Below are 17,005 nucleotides of genomic sequence, written 5' to 3'. Positions count from 1 at the left end.
ACGTCATGAACGCCAGTGGTTTAGCACGCGGGCGTTGCGGAGGCTCTTCACGTCCGGCCCCTACATCTCAAGCAACAGCCAGGGCTTTCGCCTTGCGGAGAGTCACTTTGATCAGCCTTCGGCTGTGGTAAAGCACACCCTGCCTTGCGCCCTCCGCGCTGACGCGCTCCGGGTCCGCGTCCATCCCGGGGATTCGCGGAAGGGGCATCCTGCCCCTGCCGCGAACGGCGCACATCCATGTGCGCCGCCCCTGCGGGGTTTTCCCCGCGATGGCCGCCGCTGCGGAAGGGAACCCGTTCAATCAAAAGCCGGAGCAACATCAACAGCAAAGGCCGAAGCAACTGCGACTGCTGCGCACGCCTGGGTCATTGCCGTGTCCGCCAACAAATGCGCTGCGCGTGGTGGCGCTCATTGCCTGTTGATCCTGATGGACACACAACAACGCTGATTTCCGCAACAGCGAGCGCTATTCGCGTGTGACGGAACATCTCCTGCCGAGACTTGCGACACGTTGACTGGGTGCACTGTGGGAGGGACTTCAGTCCCGACGCCTCGAGGTCGGGTGCCTGGCGGGCGCCCTTCGGCGCGAGTGCATGACAGTGACTCCTACAGTGCGGCGGCATCGGGAAGGCGATCGACCCTCGCAACGCCCCGCCCCCGCCTCAGTCCTGCAACCCCAGCGCCGCCAGCACCTGCGCGGCCAGCGCTTCGACATTGTCGCCATCGGCGTGCAGGTGCAGTTCCGGCCGCTCCGGCGCCTCGTACGGGGAGTCGATGCCGGTGAAGTTGGGAATCAGGCCAGCGCGCGCCTTGGCGTACAGGCCCTTGACGTCGCGCGCCTCGGCCACCGGCAACGGCACGTCGACGAACACTTCGAGGAACTCGCCCTCGCCGAAGCGCTCGCGCGCCAGTTGCCGCTCGGCGCGGAACGGCGAGATGAAGCTGACCAGCACGATCAGGCCGGCATCGGTCATCAGCCTGGCCACCTCGGCGACGCGGCGGATGTTCTCCACGCGATCCTCGTCGGTGAAGCCCAGATCGCGGTTCAGGCCATGGCGCACGTTGTCGCCATCGAGGATGAAGGTGTGGTAGCCCAGTGCGTGCAGGCGCTTGTCGACCAGGTTGGCGATGGTCGACTTGCCGGCGCCGGACAGGCCGGTGAACCACAGCACCTTCGGTGTCTGTCCCTTGATCCGCGCGCGCGCGGCCTTGTCCACGTCCAGGTGCTGCCAGTGCACGTTGCCAGCGCGGCGCAGCGCAAAATCCAGGGTGCCGGCGGCGACGGTGGCGTTGCTGTGGCGGTCGATCAGGATGAAGCCGCCGAGCGCACGGTCCTGCGCGTACGGGGCGAAGGCGATCGGCTGGTCCAGCGCCAGGTTGCAGTAGCCGACCTCGTTCAGTTCCAGGCGCTTGGCCGCCAGCCGCTTCTGTGTGTTGACATCGATGCGGTGCTTGATCTCGGTGACGCTGGCGGCCACGGTGCGCGCGCCGATCTTCAGCCAGTACGGGCGACCGGGCAGCAGCGCGGCATCGTCCATCCACAGCACGTGCGCGGCGAACTGGTCGGCCACCTCCGGCGGATCGCCGGCAGCGGCGATCACATCGCCACGGCTGACGTCGATCTCCTCGGTCAGGGTCAGCGTCACTGCCTGCCCGGCGACCGCGCGCGGCACCGCATCGGCGCCGATCAGCACCTGCGCGACCTGCGCGCGCCGCGCCGACGGCAGCACCACCACCGCATCGCCGGGCTGCACCGCGCCGGCCGCCACGGTGCCCGCGAAGCCGCGGAACTGCGCGTGCGGGCGGTTGACCCACTGCACCGGCAGACGCAGCCCGCTGTCGGCGATGCGCGCGTCCAGTTGCACGCCTTCCAGATGTTCGAGCAGCGCCGGGCCGGCATACCAGGGCGTGCGCGCCGAGCGCTGCGACAGGTTGTCGCCCTCCAGCGCCGACAGCGGAATGCACTGCACGTCGGCGATGCCCAACTGCGCGGCGAGCGCGCGGTACTCGGCGGCGATCGCGTCGAACGTCGCCTGCGCGAAGCCGACCAGGTCCATCTTGTTGACCGCCAGCACCACGTGGCGGATGCCCAGCAGCGCGACGATGTAGCTGTGCCGGCGGGTCTGGGTCAGCACGCCCTTGGACGCATCGACCAGTACCACCGCCACGTCGGCGGTGGAGGCGCCGGTGGCCATGTTGCGGGTGTACTGCGCATGCCCGGGGCAGTCGGCGACGATGAACTTGCGCCGGTCGGTATCGAAATAGCGGTAGGCCACATCGATGGTGATGCCCTGCTCGCGCTCGGCGGCCAGGCCGTCTAGCAGCAGCGCATAGTCGATGGCTCCCCCGCGGGTGCCGTGGCGCTTGCTGTCGGCACCGAGCGCGGCCAGTTGGTCGTCGAACAGCCGCTTGCTGTCGTACAGCAAGCGACCGATCAGCGTGCTCTTGCCGTCGTCGACGCTGCCGCAGGTGATGAAGCGCAGCAGCGGTTTGTGTTCGTGTTGCTGCAGGTAGGCGGCGACTGCGTCGCCGCCTACGGGAATAGGGAATGGGGAATGGGGAATGGAAACAGCGGTCTCCTGCGACGCGCCAGATGGCGGCGATGCTTGCTTTTGCACTTGCGATTCCCGATTCCCTGCTCCCGATTCCCAGCCCATCAGAAATACCCCTCCACCTTCTTCTGCTCCATCGACGCGCCCGGATCCTGGTCGATGATCCGGCCCTGGCGTTCGGAGGTGGTGGCCTGCAGCATCTCGGCGATGATCTTCTCCAGGGTGTCGGCCTGCGACTCGATCGCGCCGGTCAGCGGGTAGCAGCCGAGGGTGCGGAAGCGCACGCGCCGCAGTTGCGGGGTTTCGCCGGGACGCAGCGGCAGGCGCGCGTCGTCGACCATGATCAGCGCGCCGTCGCGCTCCACCACCGGGCGCTCGGCGGCGAAGTACAGCGGCACCACCGGAATCGCTTCGCGGTAGATGTACAGCCAGATGTCCAGCTCGGTCCAGTTGGACAGCGGGAACACGCGCACGCTCTCGCCGGGATGGATGCGCGGGTTGTACAGATTCCACAGCTCCGGACGCTGCTGCTTAGGATCCCAGCGGTGGTGCGCGTTGCGGAACGAGAACACGCGCTCCTTGGCGCGCGCCTTCTCCTCGTCGCGGCGCGCGCCGCCGATGGCGGCATCGAACTTCCACAGGTCCAGCGCCTGCTTGAGCGCCTGGGTCTTCATCACGTCGGTGTGCACGCTGGCGCCGTGGCTGAACGGGCCGACGTCCTGGGCGACGCCGTCGGGATTGATGTGCACGCGCAGCTCCACGCCGGTCTCGGCGGCGCGGCGGTCGCGGAAGGCGATCATCTCGCGGAACTTCCAGCGCGTGTCCACGTGCAGCAGCGGGATCGGCGGCGGCGCCGGCGCGAACGCCTTGAGCAGCAGGTGCAGCAGCACCGAGCTGTCCTTGCCGACCGAATACAGCAACACCGGGTTGCGGAACTCGGCAGCGACCTCGCGCAGGATGTGGATGCTCTCGGCCTCGAGGCGGTCGAGGTGGGACAGGGGGAACGCACTCATCGAGACGGCGGCGGCAGGCAGTGGGAGACCGGACCGAAGCGTAGCAGCGGTCGTGGCAGTCGGGGCGGCAGTGTGCGTCGCGCCGGCCGCCCGGCAGAAATAAGCCCCGGGCATGAGCCGATAACCCCTGTTCCTTTCTGCACCGCGCAACGCTTCCCTAACATCGGTCATCCCTTCCCAACACCCGGACCGGCCATGACCGCCGCCTCGCCCGCGTTGCCGCCCAGCCCCTTGCCCGAGGAGCGCAAGGCACTGCTGGCGCGGACCGTGGAGGGCCTGGACGCGGCCGGCCTGTGGTGGCTGTCCGGCTACGCCGCCGGCCTGGCCCAGGCGCAGGGGCCGGCGACGCCGGCGCTGGCCGTGGTCACCGGTGCCGCCGCGTCACCCTCGCCCGCGCCGCAGTTGAGCATCGTCTACGGCAGCCAGACCGGCAACGCGCGCCGCGCCGCCGAACAGGTGGCCGCCGAGGCCGAAGCCGCCGGGCTGGCGGTGCGCCTGCTGCGCGCCGATGCCTACCCCACGCGCGAACTGGGCAACGAACGCCTGCTGTACGTGGTCATCAGCACCCAGGGCGAGGGCGACCCGCCGGACGATGCGATCGGCTTCGTCGAGTTCCTGCAGAGCCGGCGCGCGCCAAAGCTGCCGCAGCTGCAGTACGCCGTGCTCGGCCTGGGCGATTCCAGCTACGCCGATTTCTGCGGCATCGCCCGGCGCCTGGATGCACGCCTGGCCGAACTCGGCGCGCAGCGCCTGCTGCCGCTGGGCGAGGCCGACCTGGAGATCGAGACGGTCGCGGCGCCATGGCGCGCGCAGGCGCTGGCGCAGGCGCGCGACGTGCTGGGCCGCCACACGCCCGCGGCGCCGTCGGCCACGGTGACCCCGCTGCGCGGCACCGCGGCGACGGCTTGGAGCCGCACCCAGCCGTTCGCCGCCGAGGTGCTGGCCAACCAGCCGATCAGCGGCCGCGACTTCAAGGGACCGCGCTACGCCGCGCACGGCCCGGCCGACAAGGACGTACGCCACCTGGAGCTGTCGCTGGCCGGCAGCGGCCTGCACTACGAACCCGGCGATGCCCTGGGCGTGCGCCATCGCAACCCGCCTGCGCTGGTCGAGGCGGTGTTGACCGCGACGCGACTGGACGGTCACGCCGAGCTCACCGCCGATGGGCAGACACTGTCCCTGTACGAGTGGCTCAGCGGCCACCGCGAACTGACCCGGGCCTCGCGCCCGTTGCTCAGCGCGGTCGCCGAACGCGCCGGCGCGACCGCGCTGACCGAGCTGCTCGACCCCACCCAGACCGCCGGCCTGGCGGCGCTGCTCGCCGATCACCAAGTGATCGACGTGCTGCGTCGCTGGCCGGCGGATTGGGACCACGCCGCGCTGCTGCAGGCGCTGCGGCCGATGGTCCCGCGCCTGTACTCGATCGCCTCCAGCCGCAAGCGGGTCGGCGACGAAGCCCACCTCACCGTCGACGTGCTGGCCTACGACGCGCACGGCCATGCGCACGGCGGCGCCGCCAGCGGCTATCTGGCCGCCCTGGCCGAAGGCGACAGCGCGCCGGTGTACATCGAACCCAACGAACGCTTCCGGGTGCCGGCCGACGCCAGCCGCGACATCCTGATGATCGGCCCCGGCACCGGCGTGGCGCCGTTCCGCGGCTTCGTGCAGGAGCGCGCCGAGAGCGGCGCCAGCGGCCGCAACTGGCTGTTCTTCGGCGCCCGCCACTTCAACCGCGACTTCCTCTACCAGGCCGAATGGCAACAGGCGCTGCGCAGCGGCGAACTGCACCGGCTGGACCTGGCGTTCTCGCGCGACGTGCAACCGCTGCGCGGCACTGCCGCCCCGGCCAAGGTGTACGTGCAGCAGCGCCTGCGCGAACACGGCCGCGCGGTCTACGACTGGCTGCAGAACGGCGCGCACCTGTACGTATGCGGGGCCATCGCCATGGGCAAGGACGTGCACGCCACCTTGCTGCACATCGTCGCCGAACACGGCGCCCGCAGCCCCGAGGACGCCGCCGCCTACCTCAGCCAACTGCAGCGGGAGGGGCGGTATGCGCGTGATGTCTATTGAGGCGGGGAATCGGGAAACGGGAATGGGGAATGGGCAACAGCCGGCCTCGACGGGCTTTCCATAATCCGACGCACCAGCTCTTGCCATTCCCTATTCCCTATTCTCGATTCCCTGCCCAATGTCCCACTCCGTCGAAGACATCAAGCACCACAGCCAGCGCTTGCGCGGGTCGCTGCTGCAGAGCCTGGCCGATCCGGTCACCGGGGCGCTGCGCGAGGACGATCAGACCCTGATCAAGTACCACGGCAGCTACCAGCAGGACGACCGCGACCTGCGCGAGGAGCGGCGCCGGCAGAAGCTGGAGCCGGCCTACCAGTTCATGATCCGCACGCGCACCCCGGGTGGGGTGGTCGATCCGGTGCAGTGGCTCAAGCTCGATGCCATCGCCACCACCTACGGCAACCACTCGCTGCGCGTCACCACGCGTCAGGCGTTCCAGTTCCACGGAGTGATCAAGCGCGAGCTGAAGGCGACCATGCAGGCGATCAACGCCGCGCTGATCGACACCCTGGCCGCCTGCGGCGACGTCAACCGCAACGTGCAGGTCGCCGCCAATCCGCTGGCATCGCAGGCACACGCCACGCTCTACGCCGACGCCGCGCGCGTGTCCGAATACCTGCTGCCCAACACCCGCGCCTACTACGAGATCTGGCTGGACGAGGAGCAGGTCGCCGGCAGCGGCCAGGAGGACGAGCCGATCTACGGCAACGCCTACCTGCCGCGCAAGTTCAAGATCGGTTTCGCGCTGCCGCCGGTCAACGACGTGGACGTGTTCGCCAACGATCTGGGCTTCATCGGGGTGCTCGACGCCGACGGCACGCTGGCCGGCTACAACGTCAGCCTCGGCGGCGGCATGGGCGCCAGCCATGGCGATGCGGAGACCTACCCGCGCGTGGCCAACGTGGTCGGCTTCATCGACCGCGCGCACCTGCTCGATATCGCTACCGCGGTGGTGACCACCCAGCGCGACCTGGGCAACCGCACCGTGCGCAAGCGCGCGCGCTTCAAGTACACCATCGACGACCACGGCCTGGACACGGTGCTGGCGGAGATCGAGCGCCGTGCCGGCGTGCGCCTGCAGCCCACGCGCGACTTCGCCTTCGAGCACAACGGCGACCGCGCCGGCTGGCAGGCTGGCGAGGACGGCCGCTGGCACCTGACCCTGTCGCTGCCGGCCGGGCGCATCGCCGACCACGCCGACGGCGCACAGCACCTCAGCGGCCTGCGCGCGATCGCCGCGCAGCTGCGCGACACTGGCGACGGCGCGCACTTCCGCATGACCGCGAACCAGAACCTGGTGATCGCCGGCATCCCCGCGGCGCAACGCGAGGCGATCGACGCGCTGGTGCGCGCGCATGCGCTGGACGCCGGCAACCGCGCACCCACCGCGCTGGCGCGCGCGGCCATGGCCTGCGTGGCCCTGCCCACCTGCGGCCTGGCGATGGCCGAGGCCGAGCGCTACCTGCCGGCCTTCGCCGCGCAGTTGCAGCCATTGCTGGCGCGCCACGGCCTGCAGGACGCGCCGATCCTGCTGCGCCTCTCCGGTTGCCCGAACGGCTGCTCGCGGCCGTACCTGGCCGAGATCGCCCTGGTCGGCAAGGCGCCGGGCCGCTACAACCTGATGCTCGGCGGCGACCACCGCGGCCAGCGCCTCAACACCCTTTACCGCGAGAACATCGCCGAGCCGGAGATCCTCGCCGCGCTGGAACCGCTGTTCGCGCGCTATGCCAACGAGCGGCATGAGGACGAGCGCTTCGGCGATTTCCTGCACCGCACCGGCGTGGTCGAGTTGCCCGCCTATCCCAACCACCGTCACCTGATTCCGTCGGAACTGCACGCATGAGCGCTCTGCCCGCCGCCTCCCAAGACGCCTCCGCCAACGCACCGGTGCCGGCCCTGGATCTCGATGCCGCCAATGCGCTGCTGGCGACGCTGTCCGCGCCGGAGCGCGTGGCCTGGGCGTTGCAGCACGGCCCGGCCGAAGCGGCGCTGTCGTCCAGCTTCGGCGCGCAATCGGCCGCCACACTGCACCTGCTGACCCGGCAGCGACCGGACATCCCGGTGATCCTGATCGACACCGGCTACCTGTTCGCCGAGACCTACCGCTTCGCCGACGCGCTGACCGAGCGGCTCAAGCTCAACCTCAAGATCTATCGCCCGCTGGTCAGCCGCGCCTGGATGGAAGCGCGCCACGGCCGCCTGTGGGAACAGGGCATGGTCGGCATCGAGCAGTACAACAATCTGCGCAAGGTCGAGCCGATGCGCCGCGCCCTGGACGAACTGAGGGTCGGCACCTGGTTCACCGGCCTGCGCCGCAGCCAGTCCGACAGCCGCGCGCAGACCCCGTTCGTGCAGAAGCGCGGCGAGCGCTACAAGATCAATCCGATCGCCGACTGGAGCGATCGCGACCTGTGGCAATACATGCAGCAGCACGACCTGCCCTATCACCCGCTGTGGGAACAGGGCTACGTCTCCATCGGCGATTTCCACACCACCCGCCGCTGGGAACCGGGCATGCGCGAGGAAGACACCCGCTTCTTCGGCCTCAAGCGCGAGTGCGGGATCCACGAGGATCTGTGAGACACGCCAGCACACGTTCGGGCTTTTTGTAGACGCGGCGTCAACTGCGACAGGCGTTACCGGCCACACCGCGTCTTTCCCTTAGGAGCGGCTTCAGCCGCGACCGGGTTTCATGGGAACGCCCGGTCGCGGCTGAAGCCGCCTCTACAGAGACAGCCCCTTATCTCCAGTGCAAGGCTGACGGCAACAATGACCGCGGATCGCTCTTTGTGGGAGGGACTTCAGTCCCGACTGCAACAAGTCGGATGCGCCGATGGATCGGCTTATCGCGGCAGCATCACAGCACATTCCGACATCGACCTGCTAAGCCCCCACCACCGGCTCCCGCCGCAGCACCAGCACCCAGTCCAGCGCCAGCATCAGCAGCAAGGACACACCCACCAGCGGAAACAGCATCCCGCCCAGCACCAGCAGCGCGACCACGCCGCGCAGCGTGCGCCGGTCCGCAGGCAGCGGCGGCACCCCGAGCCCGCCCTGCGGGCGCCGCTTCCACCACATCACCGCCGCGCTCACGCACAGCAGCACGATGCCCAGGCAGGCCACGATCAGCACGATCTGGTTGAGCACACCGTACTCCTGGCCCAGGTGCACGTTGATGCCCCACTCCAGCGTCTTGGCCAGCGGGCCGTAGTCTGCATAGCGCATATCCAGCAGCACCTGGCCGCTGTACTGGTCCAGATGGATCACCCGTTGCTGCGCCAGGTCCGGCGGATACACCGAAGCGGTATAGACCCCACGCACGCCGCGCGGCAGCGCCACGCTGTAGCCCGGTGCGATGCCGCGCGCCTGGAACCGCGCCACCGCCGCATCCAGGCCGATCGCGCCCGCCGCCGGCATGGCGTCCGGCATGTCGGCCATGCCGCCATGCGCGCCGTGCGCCGCGTGCGGGTCCGCGGCCGGCGGCGACGACTGCGGCAGGCGCGCCTGGCGTAGCGACCACGCCGGCACCTCGCTGTCGCTCAGCCGCTGCGTCGACATCGGCAGGTCCACCCGCAGCCCGGACGGATAGCCGTAGTGATGACCATTGGCCAGGCGGTTGACCTGCGCGCCCCAGAACCACGACCACGGCATCCCGGTCAGCGCCAGGAACAGCAGCAGCACCCCGACCACGCTGCCGGTAAGCGCATGCAGATCGCGCCAGAACAGCCGCTGCGCCGGCCGCCCGCGCACCGTGGTCACGCCGCCGCGGCGCCCGCGCGGCCACCACAGGTACACGCCGGTGAACACCAGCAGGATCGCCCAGCCAGCGGCCACCTCGATCAGCGCATTGGCGAACCAGCCGACGTAGTCGAGGCTGTGCAGGCGGCGGATCGTCCAGGCCACGGTGCCGTGCTCGGGCAACTGCCCCAGCACCCGCGCCCGGTACGGGTCCACGTACACGACCTCGCGGCGGCCATCGGCGGTGGCGATGGTCACTTCCGCCGAGGCATCGCGCCGCGGCGGCGTGGTGTAGCGCAGTGCGTGGCCCGGTTGCGCGGCCAGCGCCGCGTCCAGCAGCCGCTGCGGCGCCAGCGTCTGCGCGTGGGCGGGTACCGGCACGGTCTTCAGCGCGCGGTGGAAGTAGCCGTCGATCGGCTGCTGATAGACGAAGGCCGCACCGGTCAACGCCAGCCAGACCAGCAGCGGCAGTACCAGCAGGCCGGCATAGAAATGCCAGCGCCACACGGCGCGGTAGAAGCGTGCCGGCGCCACAGCGGAAGCGGGAGAGTGCGTCGCCATCACCAGCCCCAGCTCAGCGTGGCATACAGCGCGCGGCCGTCGCCGGGCGAGTAGCCGGAGGACCCGCTGTCGTACCAGGCGTAGACGTAGTGCCGGTCGGTCAGGTTCTTCAGTTGCAGCGACACTTCGCGCTGCGCACGCCAGCGCCAGGTCGCGCCGAGATTGGCCAGCGCGTAGCCGCCGTAGCGGCCGAGGGTGTTGCTGCGCTCCACGTAGTAATCGCCCTGTGCGTTGCCCCAGGCCGACAGTGTCAGCCGCGGCGTGGCCTGCCAGTCGATGCCGGCGTTGGCCAGGTAGTGCGGCACGTTCTCGATTTCCTTGCCGCGTGTGGCCGGCGCGCTCGGGTCGGGGGTGACGATGACCGCGCGCTGCCGCGAATACGCCAGCCACAGCGTCCAGCGCTCGTCCGGACGCAGGTTCAGTTGCGCATCCCAGCCGCGGCGCAGGGTCTTGCCGACGTTACCGACCTCGCCGGTGCCGACGCTGCCGTTCACGCCCAGGATGGTGGCCACTTCGTCGGAGGCGCGCTGCTCCCAGTAGGCCACGCGTGCGTCCCAGCGCTGCTGCGCACCGGCGAACTTCAGGCCGGTCTCCCAGCCATCGTTGTAGGACGGTGCCAGGTTGCGCGCCTGGGTACGGTAGGCGCCGTTGCCGCTGCCGATCTGGAACGTGCGGCCGATGTTGGCGTACAGGCTGGCCTGCCCAGTGAGCGCGTACACCGCGCTGAACTTGGGTTGGCGGATCGTGCCGTAGGCGTAGGTCGGATAGCGCGCGCCGCTGGCGACGTCGCGGAACTGCCCGCTGACGCGATCCACCCGATAGCCCGGCACCAGTTGCAGGCGTTCGGTCGGGCGCAGCACCGCCTGCACGTAGGCCCCTTCGGTATGCAGATCGAAGTCCCAGTCGCGCAACGGCGCGGTGCGCACGCGTGCCACCGTGCGATAACGCTGCGAGAGGTTGTCCTGCCACTGCGCGTCGACCCCGCCCTCCAGCGCGAAGGCGTCGGCACGGGCCAGCGCCGGGCGCCAGCTGAGCCTGGCCAGCACGCCGCGCTGGCGCTCGTCGGTGTCGCGCTCCTGCTGCGCACCGGCCGCGGTGAAGCGCACCCAGCGCTGGTTGTCGTAGCGGTTCCGGTACGCCTTGGCGCTGCCCTGCACGGTCTCGGCCAGGCGCGCGTCCAGGTGCAGCGACACCTGCGTGGTGTGGCGCTGGCTGCGGTCGTCGCGCGCGTAGTCGGGCGAACTGCGTGGCGCGCGCTGCGCGGTGGCGTAGTCCAGATACCCCGCCTCCAGCGCCGTGTTGCGGTAGTCGCGCGCGCTGAGTCCGGCACGCCAGCGCCCGTCCGGATCGGTGTAGAACCACTTGCCGGCGAACGCATGCTTGCGCGCGTCGGCGTGGTCGCGGTAGCCGTCGCTGTCGCGCCAGGCGGCGAAGTAGTTCTGGCTCCAGGCGCCGCGCTCGATGCCCTGCGTCGCCTGCACCTCGCGGGTGCCGAAGCTGCCGACGGTGACGCTGGCGCGGCCGTCGTTGCCGCCGCTGCGGGTCAGCACGTCGACGCTGCCGGCGATCGCGTTCAGGCCGTAGCGCGGGTCGTTGGTGCCGCGCACGATCTCGATCGCGGCGATGTCCAGCGGGAACACCGCATCCAGGTACGGCATGGCGCCGGCATTGTCGTTGCTGGGCACGCCGTCGATCAGCAGCTTGACCGCATTGACCCGGCCTTCGCCGTTGAAGCCGCGGAAGGAGAAGCGCCCGGCGTCGGTGCCCATCTTGAACTGGGTCACCTGCACGCCGGGCGCGCGCATCAGCAATTCCCAGCTGTAGTCCACGTGCTGGTCCTGCAACAGGTCGCCGCCGAGGATGTCGACGGAACTGAACACGCTGCGCGCGCTGAAACCGGCGGCGAGCGGCGAGACGGCCTGGACCTTGCCCAGGGTCAGCACGGAATCGCCGGCGGTGCCGGGCGGCGCGTCGGCGGCATGGGCGGGCGCGGCCGCAGCGAGACACACACAACAGCACGCCACCACCGGTGGCATGGCAGGAAAACGGAACATGGCGAAAACTCCATCGGCACGAGGGCGTGCCGCAGCGGCGCCGCGGCACGGAAACGGCAACCCGTGGATCAGGAGAACAGCGGTGGTCCGCGCGGCGGGTGTGCGCGGCGTGCGGTGGCCGTGACGACAAGGCTGTGCCGCGCCGCCACCGGCACTGGCGGACAGCGCCAGGGCAGCAACGCCAGCAACAGCACTACCCACGGCAGCAGCCGCGCGGCGAGCAGGCAGTAATCGCAGGCCGGCGCGTGCGCCAGGCCGGCATCGTCGTGGTGGCCGCCATGCGCCGCCGAGACGGCTCCCGCCAGCGCCGCCAGGCGCAGGCCGCCGCTGGTGCACAGCGCCTGATCCTGCAGTGTGGCCGCCTCGGCCCGTGCCTGCCGCCACTGGCTGATCGGCGGCGCCAGCAGCAGCAAGCCGAGCGCCAGCGCGGCGAGCGCGGCCCAACACGACGGCAGCTGGCGGAGACGGACCATCGGCGCATTCTAGAGGGAGCGACGGCCATTGAAACGCGTGCGATGCCGTGTGCGGCGAAGTGACGCATGCACGTCGTGGCGGTGCCGGACCGGCAGCGTCCTCGGTCGGTAGACCGAAGCCCCAGCGGCCGCGACCGCCCCCGGAGCACGGCCGCATCGCCATCGTCCTGCCGCCGCCCAGGCGCCCGGCAAGGTGGTCCGTCCGTTGCCTGGCCGGACCATGCGCTCTCTGCAGATCGACGACGGGCCGGCGTTTCCGACGCGGCGGCGACCATCGCGGGCGCCGCGCACCGCCGTGTCCGGCGAGCGCGGCGCTTGCATGGCGCCGCGATTGCGGCACCATCGGCCGCGGCCGCGTGGAGGATTCCGGCACGGCCGCCACCCTGTTCCGTCCCACTCAGCGAGCCGCCCATGCCCACGATCACGATCTACCACAACCCCGCCTGCGGCACCTCGCGCAATGTGCTCGGGCTGATCCGCAACAGCGGCGTCGAGCCGACCGTGATCGAGTATTTGAAGACGCCGCCGGATCGCGCCACCCTGCAGACGCTGGCGGCGGCCAGCGGGCTGCCGCTGCGCGACCTGATGCGGCAGAAGGGCACGCCCTACGCCGAACTGGGACTGGACGACCCGACGCTGGACGATGACGCGCTGCTGGAGGCCATCCTGCAGCACCCGATCCTGCTCAACCGGCCGATCGTGATCAGCCCACTGGGCACGCGCCTGTGCCGGCCGTCGGAGACGGTGCTGGAAATCCTGCCGACGCCGCAGCGCGGCGCCTTCGCCAAGGAGGACGGGACGCCGCTGGTCGACGCGCAGGGACGCTGGGTGGGCTGACCAGGCGACACCGCCTGCGCAGCCGATTCGCTAAGCGCAGGTGCAGCGCACGCGAGCACCATGTGAAAGCCGCGTCGGCAAAAACCGTGACAGGTACCATAGACTGCGTGCCTTTCCGCCCGAGTCGCGCCGCATGTCTCCCGTCGAACCCGCCGCCGACCCGGTCTATTGCGCGGCCAAGCCCCGCAACGAAGCGCTGCGGCTGGACGCCTTGCACAGCTACGCGATCCTGGACACCCCGCGCGAGCCGGCGTTCGACGACATCACCCGGCTGGCCGGGCTGATCTGCCAGGCGCCGATCGCGGTGGTCAACCTGATCGACAGCGAGCGCCAGTGGTTCAAGAGCGAGATCGGGCTGGGCACGCGCGAAACGCCGCTGGCGACCTCGCTGTGCGCGCACGCTTTGCTCGAGGACGACCTGCTGCTGGTGCCGGATACCCGCGAGGACCCGCGCTTCGCCTGCAATCCGCTGGTCACCGGCGAGATGCGCCTGCACTTCTATGCCGGCGCGCTGCTGAAGACCTCCGACGGCCTGGCCCTGGGCACCGTCTGCGTGCTGGACCGGCGCCCGCGCCAGCTCAGCTACGAGCAGATCGAAGCGCTGCGCGCGCTGGCGCGGCAGGCGATGGGCCAACTGGAACTGCGCAAGGCGCTGCATCTGGCGCAGGAATCCAACCATTACCGCAGTCGCCTGATGGCCATCGCCGGCCACGACCTGAAGACCCCGCTGCGTACCGCGTCCTATGCGCTGAGCAAGCTGCAGCGCCAGCAGGACGCGGCGCAGGATGGTTCGCTGGAGACCGCACGCACCGCCTTGAACCAGGTGGCCAGCGGGCTCGACCAGCTCGCCACCAACGCCGCCGCCGGCGAGCTGCGCCTGCCGGCACTGCAGACCCTGGCCCTGACCGACGTGCTGGCACCGATCCTGGCCACCTGGCAGCCGCAGGCCGCGGCCAAGGGCGTGCAGCTGCGCAGCGTGCCGACGTCCTTGCGCGTGCTCAGCAGCGCGGCCTTGCTGTCCACGTTGCTCGGCAACCTGCTCGGTAACGCGGTCAAGTACACCGCGCAGGGCAAGGTGCTGATCGGCTGCCGGCGCCGCGGCGACCAGGTGGCGGTGGAGATCATCGACCGCGGCATCGGTATGGACGAAGAGGGCCTGCGCACGCTGTTCCAGGCCTTCCGCCAGGCCGACCCGCGCAGCGACGGCCTCGGCCTGGGCCTGTGGATCGTGCGCCGCGCCGCCGAGACCCTGGGTTGCACCGTGGAAGTGCGCAGCCAGCCGGGCCACGGCAGCCGCTTCACCGTGCTGCTGCCGGCGGCGAGCACGGACGCCTGAGCTGCGCTGAGTGCGGTTACTGGCACTGGCGACCGTACCCTCATCCGCCCCTTCGGGGCACCTTCTCCCGGGGGGAGAAGGAAGATGTCAAGCGCAGCCGCGCAGCGTTGAGTCGCTAAGGCTTGGCAGGGAACAGTGAGGTACTGAGGTCTTCCGGCAGCATGCAGTCGGGACTGAAGTCCCTCCCACAATGGCCAGCGCCGCTCAGTGCGAGGGGCCAGGGTGCAGCAGCCGCGGGAATCCAGCTTTTGCGATTCCCCAATCCCGATTCCCCAATCCCGATTCCCCATTCCCGGCTTCACCGCGATTCCCCAATCCCGATTCCCCATTCCCGGCTCTTCGACCATCATTCCTTCAACACCATATCGATGCACAGCACCGCCGCCATGATCAGGATCCGCCGCGGATCCTCGGCCGGCAGGCTCTCGGCGATCGACAGCATGTAGTTGTCGGCGCTGGTGAACAGTTCCTTGCCCAGCCCGGCCCACTTCTTCGAGACCTGGGCCAGTTCGCGCTCGCCCTGCACGAAACGGAAATCCCAGCTGGTCCACTTGCCGCGCAGGGTGCACACCGGCGCGCCCTGGGCATCGAGCACGTCGAACTTGCCGCCGATGGAGAAGAACTTCTGGCTGAAGGAACCGACCAGCCGATCGCGCTCGTCCAGCACCTCGACCTTGGACAGGAACAGCGAGAAGCCGCGCTTGACCGTCAGCACCTTCTGTCCATCCGGAGTACGCACTTCCACCTGGAACGGGGTCATGCGCTTGTAGTCGGTGAACCGGAAGATCTTGGTGAACACGCCCAGGTTCGGCTCGCGGCATTCCAGCAGCTTGCGGTTGCTGTGCGGATCGAACACGTCGTAGTTGTTGGCGGCCTTGAACATGCCGACCTGTTCCTTGACGAAGAACAGGTTGTGCTGGAGAACAGGATGCATCGGGCGTCCTTGCGTTGGGAAAGTCGACGCGCCCTGGGCGACGGCCGCACAGCGGCGGCGCGGTGCCGACAGCCGCCGGCACGTCCAGGGTCGCGGTCTGCCGGGCGGCAGCGCGGGCCGCATGATAGGGGGCGACTCGCGCTGCGGCAACGCGCACGGCAGGCAACCACGCCGGTGCGGGGTCTTCATTCCAGTGCAGGCCGCGACACCGTTGCCCTTACTTCTTTTGCCAGACGTCTGTCCGAAGCCAATCGACGTATCGATCAAAGGACGCCGCTGTCGCGATTCCCCAGTCCCGATTCCCCATTCCCGGCTTCAACATTCCCGGCTTCAACTGGTAATGGTCTGAGTCAGATCTTCCCAGCTCGGCGGCGCCGGCCAGTCCGGCTGCTGGTTGCCTTCCATCACCCGACGCAGGTCGCGGGTGTCGATCTGCGGCGCCAGCACGTGCACCAGTTCCAGCGCGTAGTCGCGCAGCACGCGGTCGCGCGGCAGCACCGCCCAGGCGATGCAGTCGGGAATCTCCGGCGGCGCCGGCCACGCGCGCAGGTCGGTGTCGTTGGCGCTCACCGCCATTTCCGCCAGCAGGCCCACGCCGAGTCCGGTGCGCACGTAGGTCTTGATCAGGTCCGCGTCAAGCGCGGTCAGCGCGATCCGCGGCTCCAGCCCGAGCCGGCCGAAGGCGCGCTGCAGCGAGGAGCCGGCGCGCGTGGAGGATTCGTAGCTGATCAACGGCTGCGCCGCCAGCGCGGCCATGTCCGGCACCCGCTTGGGCACGTCCAGCGCGTGCCCGCGCGGCACCAGCACCAGCCGCCGCCAGCGGTACAGCGGCACGGCGATGCCGGCGGCCGGCGCCGTGCCGGCGGTGCTGACGATGGCGATGTCGGCATCGCCCTGGCTGAGCAGGTCCAGCGCCGCGCTCTCGGCGGCCTGCTGCAGGTGCACGCTGACCTGAGGATAGGCCTGCTTGATCTGCGCCACCGCCGGCGGCAGCACGAAGCGCGCCTGGGTGTGGGTGGTGGTGAGGGTCAGTTGGCCCTGGCTCTCGCGGCGCTGGTTGGCGGCGTAGGTGCGGATGTTGTTGGCCTCGGCCAGCACCGCACGCGCGCGCTCGATCACCTCGCGCCCGGCCGGAGTCACCGTCTCCAGACTGCGGCCCTTGCGCACGAACAACAGGAAGCCCAGTTCGTCCTCCAGTTGCTTGAGTTGTTTGGACAGCCCCGGCTGGGTGGCATGCACGCGCGCCGCCGCCAGGGTGATGTTCAGATCGGCATCGGCAATGGCGACGAGGTAGCGGAGTTGGGTCAGCGTCATCGGGACGAGGGCGAGGCGCCGCCTGGCGGGACGCTCGACTGTAGTGGAATTCGGCCTTTCACCTTATAACCGAAAGCTATCTGCCTTGGGCATGAAGTCATTTCCTGGGGCTATGAGCCG

General features: G+C 69.8%; 12 protein-coding genes. 5 read left to right on the top strand and 7 right to left on the bottom strand.

The genetic code is table 11. The annotated features are described in order from the left end of the window. Positions 1-662: 662 nt before the first annotated feature. Together cysN and cysD are read right to left on the bottom strand one after the other, a co-directional pair. Positions 663-2,657 carry a sulfate adenylyltransferase subunit CysN gene (gene cysN, locus RAB70_RS08855; RefSeq protein WP_148828498.1) on the bottom strand — a complete coding sequence of 665 codons (1,995 nt, stop codon included), beginning with the start codon at positions 2,655-2,657 and terminating at the stop codon, positions 663-665. Beyond that, entirely contained in the window at positions 2,657-3,565 is a 909-nt protein-coding gene (gene cysD, locus RAB70_RS08850) for a sulfate adenylyltransferase subunit CysD (protein WP_017910600.1), read from the bottom strand. The genes cysN and cysD overlap by 1 nt, the downstream gene beginning before the upstream one ends. Before the next feature lie 195 nt (positions 3,566-3,760). Between cysD and RAB70_RS08845 the strand changes: the two genes are divergently transcribed. From RAB70_RS08845 to RAB70_RS08835, 3 genes are all read left to right on the top strand, one after another. Beyond that, positions 3,761-5,638: an assimilatory sulfite reductase (NADPH) flavoprotein subunit gene (locus tag RAB70_RS08845; RefSeq protein ID WP_148828499.1), complete on the top strand. Its 1,878-nt coding sequence runs from the start codon at positions 3,761-3,763 to the stop codon at positions 5,636-5,638. 118 nt (positions 5,639-5,756) lie between these two features. Further along, the gene (gene cysI, locus RAB70_RS08840) at positions 5,757-7,481 is read left to right on the top strand and encodes an assimilatory sulfite reductase (NADPH) hemoprotein subunit (RefSeq protein WP_148828500.1); all 1,725 of its coding nucleotides are present in this window, start codon (positions 5,757-5,759) and stop codon (positions 7,479-7,481) included. After that, positions 7,478-8,218 carry a phosphoadenylyl-sulfate reductase gene (locus tag RAB70_RS08835; RefSeq protein ID WP_148828501.1) on the top strand — a complete coding sequence of 247 codons (741 nt, stop codon included), beginning with the start codon at positions 7,478-7,480 and terminating at the stop codon, positions 8,216-8,218. Before cysI ends, RAB70_RS08835 begins: the two co-directional genes overlap by 4 nt. Before the next feature lie 303 nt (positions 8,219-8,521). On the opposite strand, the gene RAB70_RS08830 is transcribed toward RAB70_RS08835, so the two are convergent. The 3 genes from RAB70_RS08830 to RAB70_RS08820 form a co-directional block, all read right to left on the bottom strand. Beyond that, positions 8,522-9,937 (bottom strand): PepSY domain-containing protein, encoded by a 1,416-nt coding sequence (locus RAB70_RS08830; RefSeq protein ID WP_148828502.1) that lies wholly within the window; start codon positions 9,935-9,937, stop codon positions 8,522-8,524. Next, entirely contained in the window at positions 9,937-11,991 is a 2,055-nt protein-coding gene (locus RAB70_RS08825) for a TonB-dependent receptor (protein ID WP_148828503.1), read from the bottom strand. The genes RAB70_RS08830 and RAB70_RS08825 overlap by 1 nt, the downstream gene beginning before the upstream one ends. 68 nt (positions 11,992-12,059) lie before the next feature. Beyond that, positions 12,060-12,464, bottom strand: a complete 405-nt coding sequence (locus RAB70_RS08820; protein ID WP_148828504.1) for a DUF2946 family protein — start codon at positions 12,462-12,464, stop codon at positions 12,060-12,062. 411 nt (positions 12,465-12,875) lie between these two features. Here RAB70_RS08820 and arsC point away from each other — a divergent pair, with 411 nt between their 5' ends. Together arsC and RAB70_RS08810 are read left to right on the top strand one after the other, a co-directional pair. Further along, a complete protein-coding gene (gene arsC, locus RAB70_RS08815) occupies positions 12,876-13,301 on the top strand; it encodes an arsenate reductase (glutaredoxin) (protein WP_148828505.1) in 426 nt (141 codons plus the stop codon). A gap of 133 nt (positions 13,302-13,434) precedes the next feature. Beyond that, entirely contained in the window at positions 13,435-14,637 is a 1,203-nt protein-coding gene (locus tag RAB70_RS08810; RefSeq protein ID WP_148828506.1) for a GAF domain-containing sensor histidine kinase, read from the top strand. 346 nt (positions 14,638-14,983) lie between these two features. Here the strand turns inward: RAB70_RS08810 and RAB70_RS08805 are convergent, their stop codons facing one another. Together RAB70_RS08805 and RAB70_RS08800 are read right to left on the bottom strand one after the other, a co-directional pair. Next, entirely contained in the window at positions 14,984-15,571 is a 588-nt protein-coding gene (locus RAB70_RS08805; RefSeq protein ID WP_017908488.1) for a phospholipid scramblase-related protein, read from the bottom strand. 330 nt (positions 15,572-15,901) lie between these two features. After that, a complete protein-coding gene (locus tag RAB70_RS08800) occupies positions 15,902-16,885 on the bottom strand; it encodes a LysR family transcriptional regulator (RefSeq protein WP_017914513.1) in 984 nt (327 codons plus the stop codon). Positions 16,886-17,005: the final 120 nt, after the last annotated feature.

The organism is Xanthomonas sontii (assembly GCF_040529055.1).
GTDB lineage: Bacteria > Pseudomonadota > Gammaproteobacteria > Xanthomonadales > Xanthomonadaceae > Xanthomonas_A > Xanthomonas_A sontii.
This window is presented reverse-complemented; position numbering and strand designations above follow the sequence as displayed.